This window comes from Streptomyces sp. NPDC014882, assembly GCF_043081325.1.
Classification (GTDB): Bacteria; Actinomycetota; Actinomycetes; order Streptomycetales; family Streptomycetaceae; genus Streptomyces.
The window spans coordinates 1-21,027 of the sequence record NZ_JBIBWL010000013.1; the positions used below are offsets into that span (position 1 = coordinate 1).

20 protein-coding genes are annotated in these 21,027 nt (G+C 70.4%); 18 read left to right on the forward strand and 2 right to left on the reverse strand.

Annotated features, from left to right (window positions below; translation table 11 throughout):
* Window positions 1-307: 307 nt before the first annotated feature.
* Window positions 308-886 (forward strand): hypothetical protein, encoded by a 579-nt coding sequence (locus ACF09K_RS25900; RefSeq protein WP_392247169.1) that lies wholly within the window; start codon window positions 308-310, stop codon window positions 884-886.
* A gap of 57 nt (window positions 887-943) precedes the next feature.
* Here the strand turns inward: ACF09K_RS25900 and ACF09K_RS25905 are convergent, their stop codons facing one another.
* The gene (locus tag ACF09K_RS25905) at window positions 944-1,249 is read right to left on the reverse strand and encodes a ferredoxin (RefSeq protein ID WP_392247170.1); all 306 of its coding nucleotides are present in this window, start codon (window positions 1,247-1,249) and stop codon (window positions 944-946) included.
* 243 nt (window positions 1,250-1,492) lie between these two features.
* Here ACF09K_RS25905 and arc point away from each other — a divergent pair, with 243 nt between their 5' ends.
* The 6 genes from arc to prcA all read left to right on the forward strand — a co-directional run bounded on the left by arc (window position 1,493) and on the right by prcA (window position 7,645).
* Entirely contained in the window at window positions 1,493-3,259 is a 1,767-nt protein-coding gene (gene arc, locus ACF09K_RS25910) for a proteasome ATPase (RefSeq protein WP_392247172.1), read from the forward strand.
* 229 nt (window positions 3,260-3,488) lie between these two features.
* On the forward strand, window positions 3,489-5,000 hold the full coding sequence (gene dop / locus ACF09K_RS25915; RefSeq protein WP_392247173.1) for a depupylase/deamidase Dop: 1,512 nt from the start codon (window positions 3,489-3,491) through the stop codon (window positions 4,998-5,000).
* Between the two features lie 188 nt (window positions 5,001-5,188).
* On the forward strand, window positions 5,189-5,407 hold the full coding sequence (locus tag ACF09K_RS25920; protein ID WP_392247174.1) for a ubiquitin-like protein Pup: 219 nt from the start codon (window positions 5,189-5,191) through the stop codon (window positions 5,405-5,407).
* 42 nt (window positions 5,408-5,449) lie between these two features.
* Window positions 5,450-6,043, forward strand: coding sequence for an endonuclease VII domain-containing protein (locus ACF09K_RS25925; RefSeq protein WP_392247175.1), 594 nt, complete (start codon window positions 5,450-5,452; stop codon window positions 6,041-6,043).
* Window positions 5,995-6,840 (forward strand): proteasome subunit beta, encoded by an 846-nt coding sequence (prcB, locus tag ACF09K_RS25930; protein WP_392247177.1) that lies wholly within the window; start codon window positions 5,995-5,997, stop codon window positions 6,838-6,840. The genes ACF09K_RS25925 and prcB overlap by 49 nt, the downstream gene beginning before the upstream one ends.
* Before the next feature lie 58 nt (window positions 6,841-6,898).
* Window positions 6,899-7,645 carry a proteasome subunit alpha gene (gene prcA, locus ACF09K_RS25935; RefSeq protein WP_392247179.1) on the forward strand — a complete coding sequence of 249 codons (747 nt, stop codon included), beginning with the start codon at window positions 6,899-6,901 and terminating at the stop codon, window positions 7,643-7,645.
* A 70-nt stretch (window positions 7,646-7,715) separates the two neighbouring features.
* Here the strand turns inward: prcA and ACF09K_RS25940 are convergent, their stop codons facing one another.
* On the reverse strand, window positions 7,716-8,729 hold the full coding sequence (locus ACF09K_RS25940) for a LacI family DNA-binding transcriptional regulator (protein ID WP_392247180.1): 1,014 nt from the start codon (window positions 8,727-8,729) through the stop codon (window positions 7,716-7,718).
* 120 nt (window positions 8,730-8,849) lie between these two features.
* Here ACF09K_RS25940 and ACF09K_RS25945 point away from each other — a divergent pair, with 120 nt between their 5' ends.
* The 11 genes from ACF09K_RS25945 (at window position 8,850) to ACF09K_RS25995 (ending at window position 20,370) form a co-directional block, all read left to right on the forward strand.
* Window positions 8,850-10,109: an MFS transporter gene (locus tag ACF09K_RS25945; protein WP_392247182.1), complete on the forward strand. Its 1,260-nt coding sequence runs from the start codon at window positions 8,850-8,852 to the stop codon at window positions 10,107-10,109.
* Between the two features lie 9 nt (window positions 10,110-10,118).
* Window positions 10,119-11,480: a Pup--protein ligase gene (gene pafA, locus ACF09K_RS25950; RefSeq protein WP_020117715.1), complete on the forward strand. Its 1,362-nt coding sequence runs from the start codon at window positions 10,119-10,121 to the stop codon at window positions 11,478-11,480.
* Window positions 11,481-11,693: 213 nt separating this feature from the next.
* The gene (locus tag ACF09K_RS25955) at window positions 11,694-12,701 is read left to right on the forward strand and encodes an FKBP-type peptidyl-prolyl cis-trans isomerase (protein ID WP_392247184.1); all 1,008 of its coding nucleotides are present in this window, start codon (window positions 11,694-11,696) and stop codon (window positions 12,699-12,701) included.
* 59 nt (window positions 12,702-12,760) lie between these two features.
* Window positions 12,761-13,132 (forward strand): FKBP-type peptidyl-prolyl cis-trans isomerase, encoded by a 372-nt coding sequence (locus ACF09K_RS25960; RefSeq protein ID WP_073495330.1) that lies wholly within the window; start codon window positions 12,761-12,763, stop codon window positions 13,130-13,132.
* 130 nt (window positions 13,133-13,262) lie between these two features.
* Entirely contained in the window at window positions 13,263-14,240 is a 978-nt protein-coding gene (locus tag ACF09K_RS25965; RefSeq protein WP_392247185.1) for a helix-turn-helix transcriptional regulator, read from the forward strand.
* A gap of 18 nt (window positions 14,241-14,258) precedes the next feature.
* Window positions 14,259-15,341: a helix-turn-helix transcriptional regulator gene (locus ACF09K_RS25970; RefSeq protein WP_392247186.1), complete on the forward strand. Its 1,083-nt coding sequence runs from the start codon at window positions 14,259-14,261 to the stop codon at window positions 15,339-15,341.
* Window positions 15,338-15,631 (forward strand): hypothetical protein, encoded by a 294-nt coding sequence (locus ACF09K_RS25975; RefSeq protein WP_392247187.1) that lies wholly within the window; start codon window positions 15,338-15,340, stop codon window positions 15,629-15,631. The genes ACF09K_RS25970 and ACF09K_RS25975 overlap by 4 nt, the downstream gene beginning before the upstream one ends.
* Window positions 15,632-15,651: 20 nt before the next feature.
* Window positions 15,652-15,846: a hypothetical protein gene (locus ACF09K_RS25980; RefSeq protein ID WP_392247189.1), complete on the forward strand. Its 195-nt coding sequence runs from the start codon at window positions 15,652-15,654 to the stop codon at window positions 15,844-15,846.
* Window positions 15,847-16,107: 261 nt separating this feature from the next.
* On the forward strand, window positions 16,108-16,395 hold the full coding sequence (gene tatA, locus ACF09K_RS25985) for a Sec-independent protein translocase subunit TatA (RefSeq protein WP_363089206.1): 288 nt from the start codon (window positions 16,108-16,110) through the stop codon (window positions 16,393-16,395).
* A gap of 47 nt (window positions 16,396-16,442) precedes the next feature.
* Window positions 16,443-17,387 (forward strand): twin-arginine translocase subunit TatC, encoded by a 945-nt coding sequence (gene tatC / locus ACF09K_RS25990; protein WP_392247191.1) that lies wholly within the window; start codon window positions 16,443-16,445, stop codon window positions 17,385-17,387.
* 130 nt (window positions 17,388-17,517) lie between these two features.
* Window positions 17,518-20,370 carry a DEAD/DEAH box helicase gene (locus tag ACF09K_RS25995; protein WP_392247193.1) on the forward strand — a complete coding sequence of 951 codons (2,853 nt, stop codon included), beginning with the start codon at window positions 17,518-17,520 and terminating at the stop codon, window positions 20,368-20,370.
* Window positions 20,371-21,027: the final 657 nt, after the last annotated feature.

The window sequence follows — 21,027 nt, forward strand, 5'->3', positions numbered from 1 at the left end:
GCCCGTGTACTGGGTGTACTCGGGTGATCCGACAACGCGGCGAGGTGCCGTGCCAGGCGTCGCGCGCCCGGCGGGAATTGTCAGACACGCCCTAGTCCGGCCGACGCCGCACCAACGAACCGACGCCGTGGTCCAGTTCCCGCGAACCCGAGGGAACTGGACCACGGCGTCGTCGCTTTGGCACCGCCCGCAGGACACCACCCCGACCCCCGACCCCCCTGTTCCCCACACTGTGACGTGTGGCACGATGCAGCCCATCCCACCGGCACAACCCCCACCGGCACAGCCCTCACAGGAGACGCTCCTCGTGCAGCAACCCGCCGTCCCGGAACTGGCACACACCCACACCCGGCCGATCCACTGGCTCGCGACCGCCACCGCCGTCGCCGGCGTCGTGGCCCTGTCCTCGGTGCTCCAGCCCGGCCCCGCGACCGCCGCCCAGGCGAGCGGCCCCGGCACGGCCCCCGCACCCGTCACCGCGACCGCCCCGGCCACCACGGGCGTCGACTTCCCCCTGGAATGCGGCCCGGTGAAGGCACTGGTGATGAAGAAGGCCACCGGAGACCTGGACGGCGACGGCAGGCCGGAAACAGTCGCCGCGGTCCACTGCGACGCCCCCATGGGCACCCCGCCCGACGGCCTCTACGTCCTCACCCAGGCCGCCGGCGCGACCAGCCCCCGGGTCGTCGCCACACTCGTCGACCCCAAGGAACGCCGCACCGTCACCGCCCTGACCGTCGGCGACGGCGCCGTACTCGCCGACTACCTCGGCTACTCCTCGCCCGACGTCCCCAGTTGCTGCCCGGACGTCAAGGAGAGCGCCAAGTGGCGCTGGCACGACTACGCGTTCGTCCGCTCCACACCCGCCGCCACCCACAGCGTCTGAACCGGGCCACCGGGGCTGTGAGGAATCAGACAGCCGTCACCACGCGTACGAACACCGTCACTCCGCGTCCGGACCGTAGACCTCGACCCCGTCCGCGACCCTCCGCACATGGATGCAGTCGCCCGGACACTCCCGCGCCGAGTCCACCACGTCCGCCAACAACGGCAGCGGAACCGGCACCGTGGCACCCTTGTCCTGCAGAAGCTCGTCATCGGCGGCCCTGACGTACGCCAGACCGTCGACATCCAGCTCGAACACCTCCGGCGCATACTGCGCACAGATACCGTCGCCGGTACAGAGATCCTGGTCGATCCAGACCTCCAGAGCCTCGCCGCCGACACCGGCCTCCTGCTGCACGCCCATATCTCCTGCCGAATGTTTGCCGAGCCGTACGGGAACGATGCAGGCTCTGACGGGTGTTGAACACTTCGACCCTACCCCCGGCAGCTTTCCAACCACGTTCGGTGGGTATTCCCCTGGCGTGAGGGAGAGCGCAAGGGTGAAGATCGGACACACCCCGACAGTCTTTTGATCTAGGGGTTTCAATCGACACCCACCCAGGTAGGGTCTGGAAGCGTCCAGCTCCCCTTGGAGGAGGTGAGGACCGTGGCAGCCCACGACGACGACATGAACCGCGGCATCCGCCCGGGACGAGGGTCCGACGACCCCGACGGGCAGATTGCCTACCTTGAGCAGGAGATCGCCGTCCTGCGACGCAAGCTCGCCGACTCTCCGCGACACACGAGGATTCTCGAAGAGCGGATCGTCGAGCTGCAGACCAATCTGGCCGGCGTGTCCGCCCAGAACGAAAGACTGGCCAGCACACTCCGCGAGGCCCGCGACCAGATCGTGGCCCTCAAGGAAGAAGTCGACCGGCTCGCACAGCCGCCCGCCGGCTTCGGTGTCTTCCTCCAGGCGAACGAGGACGGCACCGCCGACATCTTCACCGGGGGCCGCAAGCTCCGGGTGAACGTCAGCCCCGGCGTCGAGCTCGACGAGCTCCGACGCGGCCAGGAACTGATGCTCAACGAAGCACTCAACGTGGTCGAGGCCATGGAGTACGAGAGCGTCGGCGACATCGTCACCCTCAAGGAGATCCTCGAGGACGGCCAGCGCGCCCTGGTCGTCGGACACACCGACGAAGAACGGGTGGTCAGGCTCGCCGAGCCCCTGCTGGACGTCGTCATCCGGCCCGGCGACGCCCTGCTGCTCGAACCCCGCTCCGGCTACGTCTACGAGGTCGTCCCCAAGAGCGAGGTCGAAGAACTCGTCCTCGAAGAGGTCCCGGACATCGGGTACGAGCAGATCGGCGGCCTCGGCGGCCAGATCGAAGCCATCCGCGACGCGGTCGAGCTGCCCTACCTCTACCCCGACCTCTTCCGCGAGCACGAGCTGCGCCCCCCCAAGGGCGTCCTGCTCTACGGCCCCCCCGGATGCGGCAAGACGCTCATCGCCAAGGCCGTCGCCAACTCGCTGGCCAAGAAGGTCGCCGAGGTCACCGGCCAGGCCGCCGGCAAGAGCTTCTTCCTCAACATCAAGGGCCCCGAGCTCCTCAACAAGTACGTCGGCGAGACCGAGCGGCAGATCCGCCTGGTCTTCCAGCGCGCCCGTGAGAAGGCCAGCGAGGGCACCCCCGTCATCGTCTTCTTCGACGAGATGGAATCCCTCTTCCGCACCCGCGGCTCCGGTGTCAGCTCGGACGTGGAGAACACCATCGTCCCCCAGCTCCTCGCCGAGATCGACGGCGTGGAAGGCCTGCAGAACGTGGTCGTGATCGGCGCCTCCAACCGCGAGGACATGATCGACCCGGCCATCCTGCGCCCCGGCCGGCTCGACGTGAAGATCAAGATCGAACGTCCGGACGCCGAAGCGGCCAAGGACATCTTCGGCAAGTACCTCACCGAACGCCTCCCGCTCCACTCCGACGACCTCGGCGAACACTCCGGCGACCGCACCACCACCGTCGACAGCATGATCCAGACGGCAGTGGAACACATGTACGCCGAATCCGAGGAGAACCGCTTCCTGGAAGTCACCTACGCCAACGGCGACAAGGAAGTCCTCTACTTCAAGGACTTCAACTCCGGCGCCATGATCGAGAACATCGTGGGCCGCGCCAAGAAAATGGCGATCAAGGACTTCCTCGAGAAGAACCAGAAGGGCCTCCGCGTCTCCCACCTCCTCCAGGCCTGCGTGGACGAGTTCAAGGAGAACGAGGACCTCCCCAACACCACCAACCCCGACGACTGGGCCCGCATCTCCGGAAAGAAGGGCGAGCGGATCGTCTACATCCGCACCCTCATCACCGGAAAGCAGGGCTCCGACACCGGACGCTCCATCGACACGGTGGCGAACACCGGACAGTACCTGTAGAACCAGGGCGGCTGCGGGTGCCCCCACCGGGCACCCGCAGCCGACTGCTTTTCGGGCCACGGCTGGAGCAGGCAATGACGCAAATGATCTCCCCACCAGCGCAGAGGCGTTCTAGGCTCATCCGTACCGCCGGGCACAGTGCGGGCACGGGCACCGCACACGCACCGGAACACCCGCGGTACTTGAGCGGCGCCCACGACCGAGGACGCCGCCGGGCAAGGAGGGCCGCATGACCGTACGGCGAGTAATGGGCATCGAGACGGAATACGGGATCTCCGTCCCCGGTCACCCGAACGCCAATGCCATGCTCACCTCGTCCCAGATCGTCAACGCCTACGCGGCGGCGATGCACCGGGCCCGCCGGGCCCGCTGGGACTTCGAGGAGGAGAACCCCCTGCGGGACGCCCGAGGCTTCGACCTCGCCCGCGAAGCCGCCGACTCCACCCAGCTCACCGACGAGGACATCGGCCTCGCCAACGTCATCCTCACCAACGGCGCCCGCCTCTACGTCGACCACGCCCACCCCGAATACAGCTCGCCCGAGGTCACCAACCCGCGCGACGCCGTCCTCTGGGACAAAGCCGGCGAACGCATCATGGCCGAAGCCGCCGAACGAGCCGCCGCGCTCCCCGGCGCCCAGCCGATCCACCTCTACAAGAACAACACCGACAACAAGGGCGCCTCCTACGGCACGCACGAGAACTACCTGATGAAGCGCGAGACCGCCTTCTCCGACATCGTGCGCCACCTCACGCCCTTCTTCGTCTCCCGCCAGGTCTTCGCCGGAGCCGGCCGCGTCGGCATCGGCCAGGACGGACACGAACACGGCTTCCAGCTCAGCCAGCGCGCCGACTACTTCGAGGTCGAGGTCGGCCTCGAGACCACCCTCAAGCGCCCCATCATCAACACCCGCGACGAGCCGCACGCCGACGCCGAGAAGTACCGCCGCCTCCACGTGATCATCGGGGACGCCAACCTCTCCGAGATCTCCACCTACCTCAAGCTCGGCACCACCGCCCTGGTCCTGTCCATGATCGAGGACGGCTTCATCGCCGTCGACCTCGCCGTCGACCAACCCGTCCGCACCCTCCACCAGGTCTCCCACGACCCCACCCTCGAGCACCTCGTCACCCTCCGCAGCGGCCGCACACTCACCGCGGTCCAACTGCAGATGGAGTACTTCGAGCTGTCACGCAAGTACGTGGAGGAGCGCTACGGGGCGGACGCCGACGACCAGACCAAGGACGTCCTGGCGCGCTGGGAGGACACCCTCACGCGCCTGGAGAACGACCCCATGAGCCTGGCCGGCGAACTGGACTGGGTGGCCAAACGCGAACTGATGGAGGGCTACCGCCGCCGCGACGCCCTCGACTGGGACGCCGCCCGCCTCCACCTCGTCGACCTCCAGTACGCCGACGTACGGGCCGAGAAAGGCCTCTACAACCGCCTCGTGGCCCGCGGACGCGTCAAGCGGCTCCTGGACGAGACGGAGGTCCAGCGGGCCGTCGGCAAGCCTCCCGAGGACACCCGCGCCTACTTCCGCGGCCGCTGCCTGGAGCAGTACGCCGACGACGTGGCGGCCGCCTCCTGGGACTCGGTCATCTTCGACCTGCCGGGCCGCGACAGCCTCCAGCGGGTTCCAACCCTGGAACCGCTTCGCGGAACGCGAAATCACGTCAAGGCGCTCCTCGACCGCTGCCGCACCGCGGAAGACCTGGTCAAGGTCTTGTCCGGGCACTGAACGGGTACCCGGCCGGACCCGGGCGCGAGGGTGGAAACCCCCGCGCCCGGGAATCATCGAGATGGACCCCGCACGTTGTGGCAACTGCGGGGCCGATGTCGGACCCGGCTTGTAGGGTCTGATCACCACCGATCGGCAGGAATGCCGACCTGTCGACCATGTCGGGCGAACTGAGCGGGGTGAGGGTTATGGCGACCAAGGACACCGGCGGCGGCCAGCAGAAGGCGACGCGCTCCACCGAGGAGACCGAGGAGCAGGCGGCGGAGACGCAGGCCTCGGACGACCTCAAGGAGCGTCAGGAGAAGCTGAGCGACGACGTGGACTCGGTTCTTGACGAGATTGACGATGTACTCGAGGAGAACGCCGAGGATTTCGTGAGGTCCTTCGTTCAGAAAGGTGGCCAGTAGGTCACTTTCGCCTTCGATTTGAAGGTGTAGCGGGGTGGACGGGTGGTCGATCAATTGAATGGGAAGCGCTGCGCGTGGTGTGGTGAGATCCGGCCGCGCGCAGCCTTCGCAACGAAGCGGTCAAACCTCGATGGCCTGCAGCATCGCTGCCGGGACTGTGCTGCCGAGTCGGACCGGAGGCGCCAGGAGGCCATGGGGCGAACGCCTCCGCCTCGTCAAGGGATCCGGGAGGGCCACAAGCACTGTCAGGCGTGTGGCGAGCTCAAGCCGCACTCGGAGTGGCACAAGAAGGAATCAGCCCCGGACGGCTTGGCGTCGCGGTGTCGATCTTGCCGTGCTGTCGATAACCGCCGAGGCCACCTGATGCGCAAGTATGGTCTTACGCCAGCTGAGTTGGACGCGCTGATCGCGGAGCAGCACGGCGTCTGCTGTATATGTCTTGCCGCCCCGGCCGAGCATGTGGATCACTGCCACAAGACGGGTAGGGTCCGAGGCGTACTGTGCTTCAGCTGCAACGCCGCACTGGGGCAGTTCAAGGATCGGCCCGATGCCATAAGGCGGGCTGCTGCTTACGTGGAAGGAAACGCGTGGAAGCCAACACTCGTAGCACCGGGCGTCTACCAGCTGCCTTCCTGACGCCTGGGTCCTCGTCCTTCATGGACTTCCTCTCCGAGCACCAGCCGGAGCTGCTGCCCGGCAACCGGCAACTCCCCGCGATGCAGGGGGTGATCGAGGCGCCGCACGGCACGACGATCGTGGCGGTGACCTTCCCCGGCGGTGTGGTGCTCGCCGGTGACCGTCGCGCGACGATGGGCAACGTGATCGCGCAGCGCGACATCGAGAAGGTGTTCCCGGCGGACGAGTACTCGGCCGTCGGTATCGCGGGCACCGCCGGTCTGGCCGTGGAGATGGTCAAGCTCTTCCAGCTGGAGCTGGAGCACTTCGAGAAGGTCGAGGGTGCTCAGCTGTCGCTGGAGGGCAAGGCGAACCGGCTGTCGACGATGATCCGTTCCAACCTGGGCATGGCGATGCAGGGTCTGGCCGTGGTGCCGCTGTTCGCCGGGTTCGACGTGGACCGCGGCAGGGGCCGGATCTTCTCCTACGACGTCACCGGGGGCCGTTCCGAGGAGCACCACTTCGCGGCGACCGGTTCGGGTTCGGTCTTCGCGCGCGGTGCCATGAAGAAGCTGTACCGCCATGACCTGAGCGAGGAGGAGACCACGACGCTCGTGGTCCAGGCGCTCTACGACGCGGCTGACGACGACTCGGCGACCGGTGGTCCCGATGTCGCCCGCCGGATCTACCCCATCGTCACCGTGATCACCGACGACGGTTTCCGCCGGCTCTCGGACGACGAGTCCTCCGAGATCGCCCGTTCGGTGCTGGCCCGTCGTCTCGAGCAGCCGGACGGTCCCCGGGCCGCGTTGCTGTAGCGGGCCGGGTTCCTGGCAAGGTGATCGTGTGACTTCCACAGAAAGGGACGGATAACCGGTGTCGACGCCGTTCTATGTCTCACCCCAGCAGGCGATGGCGGACCGTGCGGAGTACGCGCGCAAGGGCATCGCCCGTGGTCGGAGCCTGGCCGTGCTCCAGTACGCCGACGGCATCGTGTTCGTCGGTGAGAACCCGTCCCGTGCGCTGCACAAGTTCAGCGAGATCTACGACCGGATCGGTTTCGCGGCCGCCGGCAAGTACAACGAGTACGAGAACCTCCGGATCGGCGGGGTGCGCTACGCGGATCTGCGGGGTTACACCTACGACCGGGACGACGTGACCGCTCGCGGTCTGGCGAACGTCTACGCGCAGACGCTGGGCACCATCTTCTCCTCGGCCGGTGAGAAGCCGTACGAGGTGGAGCTGGTGGTGGCGGAGGTCGGGGAGACGCCGGACGGTGATCAGATCTACCGGTTGCCGCACGACGGGTCGATCGTGGACGAGCACGGTTCGGTCGCGGTCGGCGGCAATGCGGAACAGATCGGCAGCTACCTGGACCAGCGTCACCGGGACGGGATGAGTCTCGCGGAGGCCCTGAAGCTGGCGGTGCAGGCCCTGTCGCGTGACACCAACGGCACGGAGCGGGAGATTCCCGCCGAGCGTCTGGAGGTGGCGGTCCTGGACCGTACGCGTCCGCAGTCGCGCAAGTTCAAGCGGATCGTGGGGCGGCAGCTGGGGAGGCTGCTGGAGGCCGGCGGGGCGTCGACGGAGGCGGAGAGCGCCGAGGAGTCGGACGAGAAGTAGCCCGGCCCGTTCTCGCTGTGCCCCGGCCGTTCTCCGGTCGGGGCACAGGTGTTTTCCCGGAGGGGGTCTGTCAGGGCCTGGGTGGGGCCGTGGAGGCCCGGACGACCAGGTGGACGGGGATCCGTGCGGTTTCGGGTGTGCGGCCGTCCAGGACGGCCAGCAGGGCTCGCATGCCGTGTTCTCCGAAGAGTTCGGCGTCCAGGCGGACGGTCGTCAGTTCCGGGTCGAGGGCGGCGGCGAGGGCGATGTCGTCCACGCCGGTGACGGAGATGTCGTCGGGGATGCGCAGTCCGTGTCGTCGTGCGGCCTTGTAGACGCCGGCGGCGAGTTTGTCGTCGTCGCAGACGACGGCGGTGGGCCGGGGGCCGGGGGAGTCCAGGGCGGCTTCCGCGGCCGTGCGGGCGCCGTCGATGGTCATGGGGGTGGGGGCGGTGCGCAGGGTGGTGCCGGGCACGGCGCGCACGCGTGCGGCCAGCTCGCGGGCGCGTACCTCGAACGTCCAGGAGGGGACGTCGGAGGCCAGGTGCAGGAAGTGGCGGTGGCCGAGGTGCAGGAGGTGTTCGGCGACCTGGCGGGCGCCGTCGGCGATGTCGAGGTTGACGGTGGCGGCTCCGAGGCTGCCGTGGGGGTCGCTGTCGAGCATGACGAGGGGGAGTTGGTCGCCGCGGATGGTGGTGAGGGCGTCGGCGGCCATGGAGGAGGCCAGGACGCCGTCGAGGGCGGTGGGGGCGGAGGCGAAGGGGTCGGGGGCGGGGCCGATGCCTTCGGGGGAGGGGTAGAGGACGACGCCGAAGCCGTGGGTGGCGGCGAGGCGGGCTGCGCCGGTGTAGACGCCGGCGAAGAATTCGGTGGTCAGTTCCGGGACGACGAGCAGGATGGTGCGGGTGCGGCCCAGGCGCAGGTTGCGGGCGGCCAGGTTGGGGCGGTAGCCGAGGTCGCGGGCGGCCTGGCGTACGCGTTCCGCGGTGGTCTCGGAGACGCGGCCGCGCCATTTGTCGCCGAGGACGAGGGAGACGGCGGCCTGGGAGACGCCTGCGGCCCGGGCGACGTCGCGGCTCGTCGGGCGGGTGCTGGCTCGTGCCACCGTGGGCCTGCTCTTTCGTCTGGACGGGTGAACAGCGCACATGGTACGTATGACCGGGACGCGTTATACGTAAAACCTTGGCGGGGTCGACCGCCTCGGGGGAGCCGACGGAGGCGGGACATGGCCGCGGGGTATCTGGAGATCCTCAGGGCGCGGCACGCGGCCCGGCTCCTCGCCGGCACCCTGGTGGGGCGACTGCCCAACGCCACGGCCGCCATCGCGATCGTGCTGTTCGTGCGTGCCGAGGGCGGCGGCTACACCCTCGCGGGCGTCCTGGCGGCCGTGTACGGCGTCGCCAACGCCGTCGGCCAGCCGCTGCTCGGCCGTCTGGTCGACCTGCACGGCCAGCCGCGTGTGCAGCTGTCCGCCGCGCTCGCCGCGGCCTTCGCCATGGGCGGCTTCGCCTTCGCCGGCATCGCCCCGCTGCCGCTCGCCCTCGTCCTCGTCGCGGCGGCCGGGCTGTTCACCCCGCCGCTGGAGGGCGGCCTGCGGGCGCTGTGGCCGTCGGTGCTGCGCCGGGAGGAGCAGGTGCACACCGCGTACGCGATGGACGCGGTGGCCCAGGAGGTGATGTTCACCGTCGGGCCGCTGCTGGTGACCCTGTGCACCTCGCTGTGGTCGGCGCAGGCCGCCCTGCTGGTCCTGAACGGGCTCGGGGTGCTCGGGGCGCTGACCGTGGTCGTCTCGCCGCCCTCGCGGGGGTGGCGCTCCGCCCCGCGCGAGGCGCACTGGCTGGGCGCCCTGCGGTCGCCCGGTCTGCTCGTGCTGCTGGGTGCCTTCCTGTTCGTCGGCATCGCGCTGGGGTCCATCACGGTGGCCTCCGTGCCGTACGCAGACGACCACGGGGGTGACGTGGTGTACGGCTGGCTGATGGCCGCCCTCGGCCTCGGCGCGCTCGTCGGCGGGGTGGCCTACGGGGCGCGGCGGTGGGTGGGGGCGCCGGAGCGGCGACTGCGGGTGCTGGTGGCGTTCCTGGCGGTGTGTTACCTGCCGCTGACGCTGATGCCGGGCGCGGTCGCCATGGTGGCGCTCACCGCGCTGGCGGGCGTGTTCCTCGCGCCCGCCATCGCCTGCGCGTTCGTGCTGGTCGACCGGCACGCGCCGCGCGGCACCGTCACGGAGGCGTTCTCCTGGCTGGTGACCACCTTCACGGTCGGTCACTCGCTCGGAACGGCCGTGGCGGGCCCGGTCGTCGAGGCGGGTGGCGCCCGGTGGGGTTTCGCCGTGCCGGGTGCGGCGGGTGCCGTGGCATTGCTGGTTTTGCTGGCCACGGGGCGGGTACTCGCCGTTCCCGCCGGAAGCGGGGTGGTTGCGGCTTCATCGGAAAATGATCCGAACCGTGCCGTCGAACCCCGTTTCAGTTCAGGGGATCGGGCGTAATGTTCAGTCATGGACCGCCGCATTTTCGGGCTGGAGAACGAGTACGGCGTCACGTGCACGTTCAGGGGACAGCGCCGCCTGTCGCCTGACGAGGTGGCGCGGTACCTCTTCCGCCGTGTCGTGTCATGGGGCCGAAGCAGCAATGTCTTTCTGCGGAACGGCGCCCGCCTCTATCTCGACGTGGGATCGCATCCGGAATACGCGACACCCGAATGTGACAACGTGACCGAACTGGTCACCCACGACAAGGCCGGCGAGCGCATTCTCGAGGGACTCCTGGTGGACGCGGAACGACGCCTGCACGAGGAAGGAATCGCGGGCGACGTCTACCTCTTCAAGAACAACACCGACTCGGCGGGCAACTCCTACGGTTGCCACGAGAACTACCTGGTGGCCCGGCACGGGGAGTTCTCCCGGCTCGCGGACATCCTCATCCCCTTCCTGGTGACCCGGCAGCTGCTGTGCGGTGCCGGGAAGGTGCTCCAGACGCCCCGCGGGGCCGTCTACTGCGTGAGCCAGCGGGCCGAGCACATCTGGGAGGGCGTCTCCTCGGCGACGACCCGGTCCCGGCCCATCATCAACACCCGCGACGAACCGCACGCCGACGCCGAGCGCTACCGTCGCCTGCACGTCATCGTGGGCGACTCGAACATGTCCGAGACGACCATGCTGCTCAAGGTCGGCGCCACCGACCTGGTGCTGCGCATGATCGAGGCGGGCACCGTGATGCGCGACCTGACCCTGGAGAACCCGATCCGGGCGATCCGCGAGGTCAGCCACGACATCACCGGCCGGCGCAAGGTGCGCCTGGCCAGCGGCCGTGAGGCCTCCGCCCTCGAGGTGCAGCGCGAGTACTACGAGAAGGCCGTGGACTTCGTCGAGCGCCGCGGCATCCGTACCGGCACCGTCGACCAGGTCCTGGAGCTGTGGGGCCGCACGCTCGACGCGATCGAGGCCGAGGACCTCGACCGGATCGGCACCGAGATCGACTGGGTGATGAAGTACAAGCTCATCGAGCGGTACCGGGCCAAGCACAACATGACCATGTCGCACCCGCGCGTGGCGCAGATAGACCTCGCCTACCACGACATCCACCGTCGTCGTGGCCTGTACTACCTGCTGGAGCGCAAGGGGCAGGCCGCCCGGATCTGCAACGACCTGAAGATCTTCGAGGGCAAGTCGGTTCCCCCGCAGACCACTCGGGCGCGGTTGCGCGGTGACTTCATCCGCCGGGCCCAGGAGCAGCGGCGGGACTTCACCGTCGACTGGGTGCACCTCAAGCTCAACGACCAGGCGCAGCGCACGGTGTTGTGCAAGGACCCGTTCCGTTCGGTGGACGACCGGGTGGAGAAGCTGATCGCCGGAATGTGACCGGGTGCCGCGTTCCGCGGCAATGCCGGAACGCGACGAGGGCGCCGTGCGTTTCCCGTACGGCGCCCTTCTCGCGTCGGCGGTGCCGTCCCGGGGACAACTCCCGGGGCACCTGCCGAAACGGAACCGGGCCGAAACCTGAATCGGCGCGGAATCGTCAGTAAGGTAGCGCGCACGCCATCAGCAAGATCAACCGATTACGAGGCCCCCACCGTGCGCCGACGCTCACTCATTCTCGCCGCCGTACCCGCAGGACTGGTCACGCTCGCCGGGTGCGGGGACGACTCGTCCGACTCGTCGGGCAAGGTGGACAGCAGCGCGTCGCCCTCCGCCTCGGCCCCCTCCGCCGCGCCCGCCCCCAAGATCGTCGACGGTCCGCTGCCGGCCATCACCGCGGGCACGAAGTTCGGGGAGAAGCCGACGGTCGCCAAGGGCAGCGGCGCGCCCTCCGACCAGCTCGCCGTGAAGACGGTCATCGCGGGCGGCGGCCGGACCGTCGCGGAGGGCGACTACATCCAGGCCCAGTACCTCGGCCAGATCTGGGACACCGGCAAGGTCCTCGACAACTCCTACGACCGCGGGGCGCCGCTGCTCACCCAGCTCGCGCAGGGCAGCACCATGGAGGGCTGGCGCTACGCCCTGACCGGCAAGAAGGCCGGCAGCCGGGTGCAGTTCGCCGTCCCGCCGACCTGGGGCTTCGGCAAGGAGGGCAACGCGGAGGCGGGCGTCAAGGGCACCGACACGCTGGTGTTCGTGTTCGACGTCCAGGACACCTTCAACGCCAGGAGCTCGGCCGAGGGCAAGAAGGTCCCCCAGGACGACGCCGCCGTGCCGAAGGTCGGCACCAACACCGACGGCAAGGCGCCCTCCGTCGAGATCCCCAAGGCCGATCCGCCGAAGAAGCTCGTGTCGGGCTACGTCATCGAGGGCGACGGGGAGGCCGTCGCGGCCGACGACACGGTCCTCGTGCAGTACAAGGGCGTCGTCTGGGACACCGGCAAGGAGTTCGACTCGACGTACCAGCGGTCCGCGCTGACCTCGTTCTCGCTCCAGCAGGTCGTCAAGGGCTGGGCGCAGGGCCTGACCGGCAAGAAGACCGGCAGCCGCGTCGTGATCGTGATCCCGCCCGACCTGGGGTACGGCGACCGGCCGCCGGCCGGCAGCGGCATCGAGAAGGACTCCACGATGGTCTTCACGGTGGACCTCCTCGCGAAGATGTGACGCCGCCGTGATGTAAGACTGTGCTGTTGCCTTTCCGCGAACAAGCAGGAGCGTAAGACGTGAGCATCGAGAAGCCCGAGATCGACTTCCCGGGCGGCGAGCCCCCGGCGGACCTCGAGATCAAGGACATCTGGGAGGGCGACGGTGAGGTGGCGCAGGCGGGCCAGACCGTCTCCGTGCACTACGTCGGTGTCGCCTTCAGCACCGGTGAGGAGTTCGACGCGAGCTGGAACCGCGGTACCCCGTTCCGCTTCCCGCTGGGCGGCGGCCGGGTCATCAAGGGCTGGGACCAGGGCGTGCAGGGCATGAAGGTCGGCGGCCGTCGCCAGCTGACCATCCCGGCGCACCTCGCCTACGGCAACCAGAGCCCGACCCCGGCGATCAAGCCGGGCGAGACGCTGATCTTCGTGGTCGACCTGCTCGGGGTCTGATCGTCGCGGGACCGGTCTCGACCAGCCGGGGTCCATGCCCGTCCGGGCATGGGCCCTCGGCTTTTGCCCGGGCGCCGCGGAGCGGTACGGTCGTCCGTCGGAAGCACCACAGGAGAGGCGAAGGGCGTCGATGGCCATTGCCAAGGCGGAGCGGCTGATGAACCTGGCGCTGTGTCTGCTCGGGACACGGCGGCCGCTCAGCAAGCGCGAGCTGCGTGACTCCATCGAGGCCTACGTCGAGGCGTTCGGTCCGGGCAGGGGCGGGGCCGGGTCGGACGACTCCTTCAACCGGATGTTCGAGCGGGACAAGGACGACCTGCGCGAGCTGGGCCTGGTCATCGAGACCGTCGAGAGCCTGGACGGCGAGATCGGCTACCTCGCCCGCCGTGACAGCAACCGGCTGCCGGCCATCACCCTCGACGCCGAGGAGGCCGCCGCCCTGGGCCTGGCCGCCAAGGTGTGGCAGCAGGCCAGGCTCGCCGGCGCGGCCAGCGGCGCCCTGCAGAAACTGCGCGCGGCGGGCCTGCCCGAGGACGTCGACCCCTACGAGCCGCACAGTGCCCTGGAACCGCGCATCCCCGTCCACGAGGCCGCGTTCGAGCCGCTGATGCTGGCCTGCCGCGACCGCCGTCCCGTCGTCTTCGACTACCGCAAGGCCACCGCCGCCCGTCCCGAGCCCCGGCACGTCGAGCCGTGGGCGCTGGAGTGCTGGCGCGGCCACTGGTACCTCGCGGGCTGGGACCGCGACCGGGGGGCCGAGCGGGTCTTCCGGCTGTCCCGCATCACCGGCAAGGTGCGCTCGCGCGGGACGGCGTTCAGCGCGCCCGTGCCCGACGTCGTCACCGTCCGCGAGACGGTGGCCGGCTGGGCGGGGGAGACCGCCGACCGCAGCGCGCTGATCCGGCTGCGCGCCGGCTGCGGGTACCCCTTGCGGGCGAGGGCCACGGCGGTGCGGGAACTCGGCGACGGCTGGGACGAGTTGGAGATTCCGTACGGGCACGGCCTGGACGCCTGGCTGGTGGAGTTCGGCCCGGACGTGGTGGTGCTGGAGCCCGCGGAGCTGCGGGCCGACGTGGTGGACCGGCTGCGCGCCGTGGCCAAGGGCTGAGGGGGAGCGAGCAACACAGTGGCAGGCAAACCGGTCAGGCCGGCGAACGCGATCGACCAGACCCGGCGGATGCTCTCCCTGGTGACGTACCTGCGGGAGCGCCCGGGAGCGCGCATCGAGGACGTCGCCCGTGCCTTCGGGATCACCGAGGACGAGCTGGTCTCCGACCTCGACGTGCTGCCCATGTGCGGCACCAGCTTCCGCGGCGGCGACCTGCTCGACATCGACACCGACGGCGAGCGGATCTGGTGGCACAACCCGGCCGCCCTCGGCGCGGACGCCGCCGAACCGCTGCGGCTGGCCGCCGACGAGGCGACCGCCCTGCTGGTGGCCGCCCGCGCGGTGGCGACCCTGCCCGGCCTGCGCGAGAGCGACCGCCAGGCACTGCTGCGGGCCACCGCCAAGGTGGAGACAGCGGCCGGGGAGGCGGCGGGCGCCAGCTCCCGCCTGTCGGTGACCTTCGAGTCCGAGGGCGGGGTCTTCGCCGACGTCGACCGGGCGATCTCCGAGCGCCGCCGGCTGTGGATCCGCTACTACTCGCCCGCCCGCGACGAGGTCACCGAGCGCGAGATCGACCCGATCCGCCTGGTCAGCGTCGGGCACACGTACGTGGAGGCCTGGTGCCGCCGCTCCGAGGCGCGGCGCACCTTCCGCCTCGACCGGGTCGCCGAGATCAGGATCCTCGACGAGCCCGCCGCGCCGCCGGAGGTCGAGCTGCGCGACCTGTCGGAGGGGCTGGTCCAGCCCGCCGCCGAGGACCCGGAGGTCGTCGTCGAGGTGGGGCCCGGCGGGCGCTGGGTCGCCGAGTACTACCCGCACGACAGCGCCGAGGAGCTCGCGGACGGCGGCCTGCGCATCACCCTGCGCACGCCCGAGCCGGCCTCGCTGCGGCGGCTGGCGCTGCGGCTCGGCCGCGACGGCCGCATCGTGGCGCCGCAGGACCTCGCCGACAGCGCCCGCCGCGCGGCCCGCGAGGCGCTGGCGGCGTACGACGGGGTGGAGGCCGCGGGGCACGGCGGGACCGCCGGTCCCGGCGGCGGGCCGGGCGGCACGGAGCGGGCCGGGCGGGCGCGGATCGAGGGTCGGGAGCGGCAGCGGTGAGCGAGTCGGTGACGACGTCCGGCGCGCGGGGCGTCTCGGTGGCCTCGGCGTTCTCGGGCATGACCGGCGTGGCCCCGGTGGTCTTCAGGGCGGGCTGCCCGGACTGCCGCGGCCGTTTCGAACTCGCCGCCGGTGCGCTGCGCCTGGTCGTCGGCGCCTCCAGCCGCACCACCTTCTACTCCTTCACCTGTCCCGACTGCGGCGCCGCCGTGCGCAAGCCGGCCGGGGAGCGGGTGGTCGAGCTGCTCACCGGGGGCGGGGTCAGGACCCTGCGGCTGCACACCCCGTAGGAAGGTCTAGGCTCGGCGTCATGTTCTGGCCGATGTTCGCGGTAGCCGTGGGTTTTCTGGGTCTCGCCGTCCTCGCGGTGTTCGCCGTCCGGGTCTTCGTGGAGGCGCGGCGCCTGGGCCGCCAGGTGTCGGACTCCGCGCAGCGCATCAGCCGGGCCGCGGAGGAGCTGGAGCGGGCGTCCCTGAGCGCGGCCCGGGCCGTGGACACCCTGTGAGTGCCGCCGTGGCCCTCGTGTGAGTCCCGCGAGGAATACGTTTTGGGACACTTCGCCCTCCCGTCGCGGCGGTCCGGACAGGTACGCTGCTGATCGCGGTCCGCAGAACGAGGCCCGGATCGCGGACCGGGAGTACGCACGGGGATTGCCTCACGTTCACCCCTGAGCGTTACGATCGCTGCCAGCACGATCGTTCGGACAACTGTCCGACCGATCGGACAGCAATCCCACCCAGCCGCCTCGGTGAGAAGGTAAAGACTTATGTTCGGAAGGCTCGGCGCCCCCGAGATCATTCTCATCCTCGTCGTCATCATCCTGCTGTTCGGCGCGAAGAAGCTTCCGGACATGGCCCGCTCGCTCGGCAAGTCCGCTCGCATCCTCAAGAGCGAGGCCAAGGCGATGAAGGACGACGGCAGCAGCACGGCCACCCCGGCCGGACCGCCCAACGACGGCGAGCAGCCCCCGGCTCAGCGCACCATCCAGGCCTCCCCCGGTGACGTGACCAGCTCGCGCCCGGTCAGCGAGCCGACGGATTCGACCAAGCGCTGACGCAGGGCCGGTGACCTCCGGCCCGCCGCACGAGATGGGAACGTGGGTTGCTCAAGTCCGCCCGCAAGAAGGAGAAGGACCCGGAGGGGCGGATGCCCCTCGCGGAACACCTCCGTGAGTTGCGCAACCGGCTCGCGAAGGCGCTGCTGGCCATCGTGGTCGTCACGATCGTCGCCGCCTTCTTCTACAAGGACATCATCGAGTTCTTCACGAACCCGATCCTGACCGCGGTGGGGTGCGACTCGACCTTCGCGGAGCTGGCGCAGCAGAGGAGCGGCACCTGCGCCCGCATCGTCCTGAACGGTCTGCTCACCCCGTTCACGCTCGCCCTGAAGGTCTCCCTGATGGCGGGCGTGATCTTCGCGTCGCCTGTCTGGCTCCACCAGCTGTGGGGCTTCGTCGCACCGGGCCTGCACCAGCACGAGCGCAAGTACGCCTACGCGTTCGTCGGCACGGGCGTCCCGCTGTTCCTCGGCGGCGCCTTCTTCGCGTACAAGACGCTGCCGACGATGGCGAAGGTGCTCCTCGAGTTCTCACCGGCGGACCTGGACAACCAGCTGCCGCTCGACGAGCTGCTCGACCTCATCGTGCGCATGGTGCTCGTCTTCGGCCTCTCCTTCGAGCTGCCGCTGCTGCTGGTCATGCTCAACCTCACCGGGGCGCTGACCGGCCGGCGCATGGTGAGCTGGTGGCGCGGCATGATCATCGGCATCACGGTCTTCGCCGCCGTGGCCACGCCCAGCACCGACCCGCTGACGATGCTGGCGCTCGCCGGACCGATCTGGATCCTCTACTTCTTCGCCACCGGCTTCTCCCTGCTGAACGACCGCCGCAGGCGCCGCCGGGACGCCCTGGGCCCCGCCGACGACGAGGCCTCCGAGCTGGACCTCACCCCCGAGGACATCGGCCGGGTCGAGGCGGTCGCCCCGAGCCGGACACTGCCCGCACAGACGAGCGCGGAACGGGTCAACGGCTACGACGACGTGACCTGAGCACCGGCACGCAGCCTCCCCGCGGCCGGGGCGCCCGCACGGCGCCCCGGCCGCGCCGTGTGTCCGGGCGGCGACCCGCCGTGAGGCCCCGGACCTCCCGGACGCGGGCCCCGGACGGCGGATCCGGATAATGATCGTCCTGTTGTCAGTGCGGCCCGGTACGGTGGAAAGCACGATGACAGAGGACCTCTCACCGGCCGAGCGGTACGCGGCAGCCCGTAAGCGTGCTGTCGAGCAGGCCACCGCGCTCGCCTCCTTCCGCGAGATGTACGACTTCGGTCTCGACCCCTTCCAGATCGAGGCCTGCCAGGCGCTCGAGTCGGGCAAAGGCGTCCTGGTCGCCGCCCCGACCGGCTCGGGCAAGACGATCGTCGGCGAGTTCGCCGTCCACCTCGCCCTCCGGCAGGGCAAGAAGTGCTTCTACACGACACCCATCAAGGCGCTGTCCAACCAGAAGTACTCCGACCTGTGCCGTCGCCACGGCGCCGACAAGGTCGGTCTGCTGACCGGCGACAACAGCGTCAACTCCGACGCCCCGGTGATCGTGATGACCACCGAGGTCCTGCGGAACATGCTGTACGCCGGTTCGCAGACCCTCCTCGGCCTCGGGTACGTCGTGATGGACGAGGTGCACTACCTCTCCGACCGCTTCCGGGGCGCCGTGTGGGAGGAGGTGATCATCCACCTCCCCGAGTCGGTGACCCTGGTCTCCCTGTCGGCGACCGTGTCCAACGCCGAGGAGTTCGGCGACTGGCTCGACACCGTGCGCGGCGACACCGAGGTGATCGTCTCCGAGCACCGGCCCGTGCCGCTGTTCCAGCACGTGCTCGCCGGACGGCGGATGTACGACCTCTTCGAGGAGGGCGAGGGCCACCGCAGGGCCGTCAACCCCGACCTCGCGCGGCTGGCCCGCATGGAGGCGAGCCGCCCGTCGTACCAGGACCGCAGGCGCGGCCGGAACATGCGCGAGGCCGACCGCGAGCGCGAGCGCAGACAGCGGTCGCGGGTGTGGACGCCCGGACGCCCCGAGGTCATCGAGCGGCTCGACGCCGAGGGCCTGCTGCCCGCGATCACCTTCATCTTCAGCCGTGCCGCCTGCGAGGCCGCCGTCCAGCAGTGCCTGTACGCCGGGCTGCGGCTCAACGACGACGACGCGCGCGAACGGGTCCGCGCCCTGGTGGAGGAGCGCACCGCCGCCATCCCCCACGAGGACCTGCACGTCCTCGGCTACTACGAGTGGCTGGAGGGCCTGGAGCGGGGCATAGCCGCCCACCACGCGGGCATGCTGCCGACCTTCAAGGAGGTCGTCGAGGAGCTGTTCGTCCGCGGTCTGGTCAAGGCCGTCTTCGCCACCGAGACCCTCGCCCTCGGCATCAACATGCCCGCCCGCTCGGTCGTGCTGGAGAAGCTCGTCAAGTGGAACGGCGAACAGCACGCCGACATCACCCCCGGCGAGTACACGCAGCTCACCGGCCGTGCGGGGCGCCGCGGCATCGATGTCGAGGGACACGCCGTCGTGCTGTGGCAGCGGGGCATGAACCCCGACCACCTGGCCGGTCTGGCGGGCACCCGCACCTACCCGCTGCGCTCCAGCTTCAAGCCGTCGTACAACATGGCGGTCAACCTGGTCCAGCAGTTCGGGCGGCACCGCTCGCGCGAGCTGCTGGAGACCTCCTTCGCGCAGTTCCAGGCCGACCGGTCGGTCGTCGGGATCTCCCGGCAGGTGCAGCGCAACGAGGAGGGCCTGGAGGGCTACAAGGCCTCCATGACCTGCCACCTCGGCGACTTCGAGGAGTACGCGCGGCTGCGTCGCGAACTCAAGGACCGCGAGACGGAGCTGGCCAAGCAGGGCGCGGCCCAGCGGCGGGCCGAGGCGGCGGTGGCGCTGGAGAAGCTGAAGCCGGGTGACATCATCCACGTGCCCACCGGCAAGTACGCCGGACTGGCCCTCGTCCTGGATCCGGGCCTGTCCGCCGGCCGGGCCGACGGCCACCGCGGCTTCGACCACCACGACGGGCCGCGCCCGCTCGTGCTGACCGCCGAGCGGCAGGTCAAGCGGCTCGCCGCGATGGACTTCCCGGTGCCCGTCGAGGCGCTGGAGCGGATGCGCATCCCGAAGACGTTCAACCCGCGTTCCCCGCAGTCCCGGCGGGACCTCGCCTCCGCCCTGCGCACCAAGGCCGGGCACATCACGCCCGAGCGTGCCCGCAGGGGCCGGTCCCAGGCGGCCGACGACCGCGAGATCGCCCGCCTGCGCACCGCGCTGCGCGCCCACCCCTGCCACGGCTGCTCCGAGCGCGAGGACCACGCCCGCTGGGCCGAGCGCTATCACCGGCTGCTGCGCGACACCTCGCAGCTGGAGCGCCGGATCGAGGGCCGGACGAACACCATCGCCCGCACCTTCGACCGGATCGTGGCCCTGCTGACCGAACTGGACTACCTGCGCGGCAACGAGGTCACCGAGCACGGCAGGCGGCTGGCCCGGCTGTACGGCGAGCTGGACCTGCTGGCGAGCGAATGCCTGCGGGCCGGCGTCTGGGAGGGCCTGGCGCCGGCCGAACTCGCCGCCTGCGTCTCGGCGCTGGTGTTCGAGGCCCGGTCCGGCGACGACGCGATGGCGCCGAAGCTGCCCGCGGGCAACGCCAAGGCCGCGCTCGGCGAGATGGTGCGGATCTGGGGCCGGCTGGACGCGCTGGAGGAGGACTTCCGGATCAGCCAGACCGAGGGCGTCGGCCAGCGCGAGCCCGATCTCGGCTTCGCCTGGGCCGCCCACATGTGGGCCTCGGGCAAGGGCCTCGACGAGGTCCTGCGGGAGGTCGAGATGCCGGCCGGCGACTTCGTGCGCTGGTGCAAGCAGGTCATCGACGTCCTCGGGCAGATCGCGGCGGCCGCGCCCGCGGAGAGTTCGTCCGTGGCGAAGAACGCCCGCAAGGCGGTCGACGCACTGCTGCGGGGCGTCGTGGCGTACTCGTCGGTGGGCTGAGCACACGCGGGCGGGAACCCCGGCCGCGGCGGTGGCTTCGGCCGGGGCACGACGGGCACCGCCGCCCGGGCGGAGACGCCGGGGCGGCGGGACCGGGACCGGTGGCTGTCCGAGGGGCGCCGGGCCCGTGAGGAAGTGTGCCGCCGGCCGGGGATGACGCCGGGGCGGTGAGATGTGCCGTTGCCCGAGGGGGGACATCGGGCCTGTGAGGTGTGCCGCGGTCCGGGCGGAGACGCCGGGGCGGTGAGGTGTGCCGTTGCCCGAGCAGAGGCGTCGGGTCTGTGAGGTGTGCCGCCGCCCGGGGGAGGGGCCAGGCGGTGAGGTGGGCGGCTGCCTGAGCGGGGACGCCGGGCCTGTGAGGTGTGTGCTGCCGTCCGGGCGGAGCGGCCGGGGCGGTGACAGGGCTCTGCTGACGGTTCGTCAGTGGGTCGGCGGCGCGGAGGGCTGCCGGTTCCGGTGAGTGCCTTCCCGGACGCCGGCTGCGTGCGGAGCCGCCGCCCTGGCCCGTCACCGGGAGGCGTGACACCCGCGCCCCGGCCGAGCCGCCGCACTCGCCCGCGAGGACGAGCTTCGGCGAGGTGGCCGCCAAGGCCCCGAGGGCGGGTCGGGCTCCCGTGCTCCGGCCTGCTCTCCGCCCCGCCCTGCGTTCCGCCCCGT

Excerpts from the sequence above, each read along its gene's own strand:
- ACF09K_RS25965 (WP_392247185.1), top strand. The coding sequence starts at position 13,263 with ATGGCCATTGCCAAGGCGGAGCGGCTGATGAACCTGGCGCTGTGTCTG.
- pafA (WP_020117715.1), top strand. The coding sequence starts at position 10,119 with ATGGACCGCCGCATTTTCGGGCTGGAGAACGAGTACGGCGTCACGTGC.
- tatA (WP_363089206.1), top strand. The coding sequence starts at position 16,108 with ATGTTCGGAAGGCTCGGCGCCCCCGAGATCATTCTCATCCTCGTCGTC.
- ACF09K_RS25980 (WP_392247189.1), top strand. The coding sequence starts at position 15,652 with ATGTTCTGGCCGATGTTCGCGGTAGCCGTGGGTTTTCTGGGTCTCGCC.
- ACF09K_RS25905 (WP_392247170.1), bottom strand. The coding sequence starts at position 1,249 with ATGGGCGTGCAGCAGGAGGCCGGTGTCGGCGGCGAGGCTCTGGAGGTC.
- ACF09K_RS25945 (WP_392247182.1), top strand. The coding sequence starts at position 8,850 with ATGGCCGCGGGGTATCTGGAGATCCTCAGGGCGCGGCACGCGGCCCGG.
- ACF09K_RS25995 (WP_392247193.1), top strand. The coding sequence starts at position 17,518 with ATGATCGTCCTGTTGTCAGTGCGGCCCGGTACGGTGGAAAGCACGATG.
- ACF09K_RS25920 (WP_392247174.1), top strand. The coding sequence starts at position 5,189 with ATGGCGACCAAGGACACCGGCGGCGGCCAGCAGAAGGCGACGCGCTCC.
- dop (WP_392247173.1), top strand. The coding sequence starts at position 3,489 with ATGACCGTACGGCGAGTAATGGGCATCGAGACGGAATACGGGATCTCC.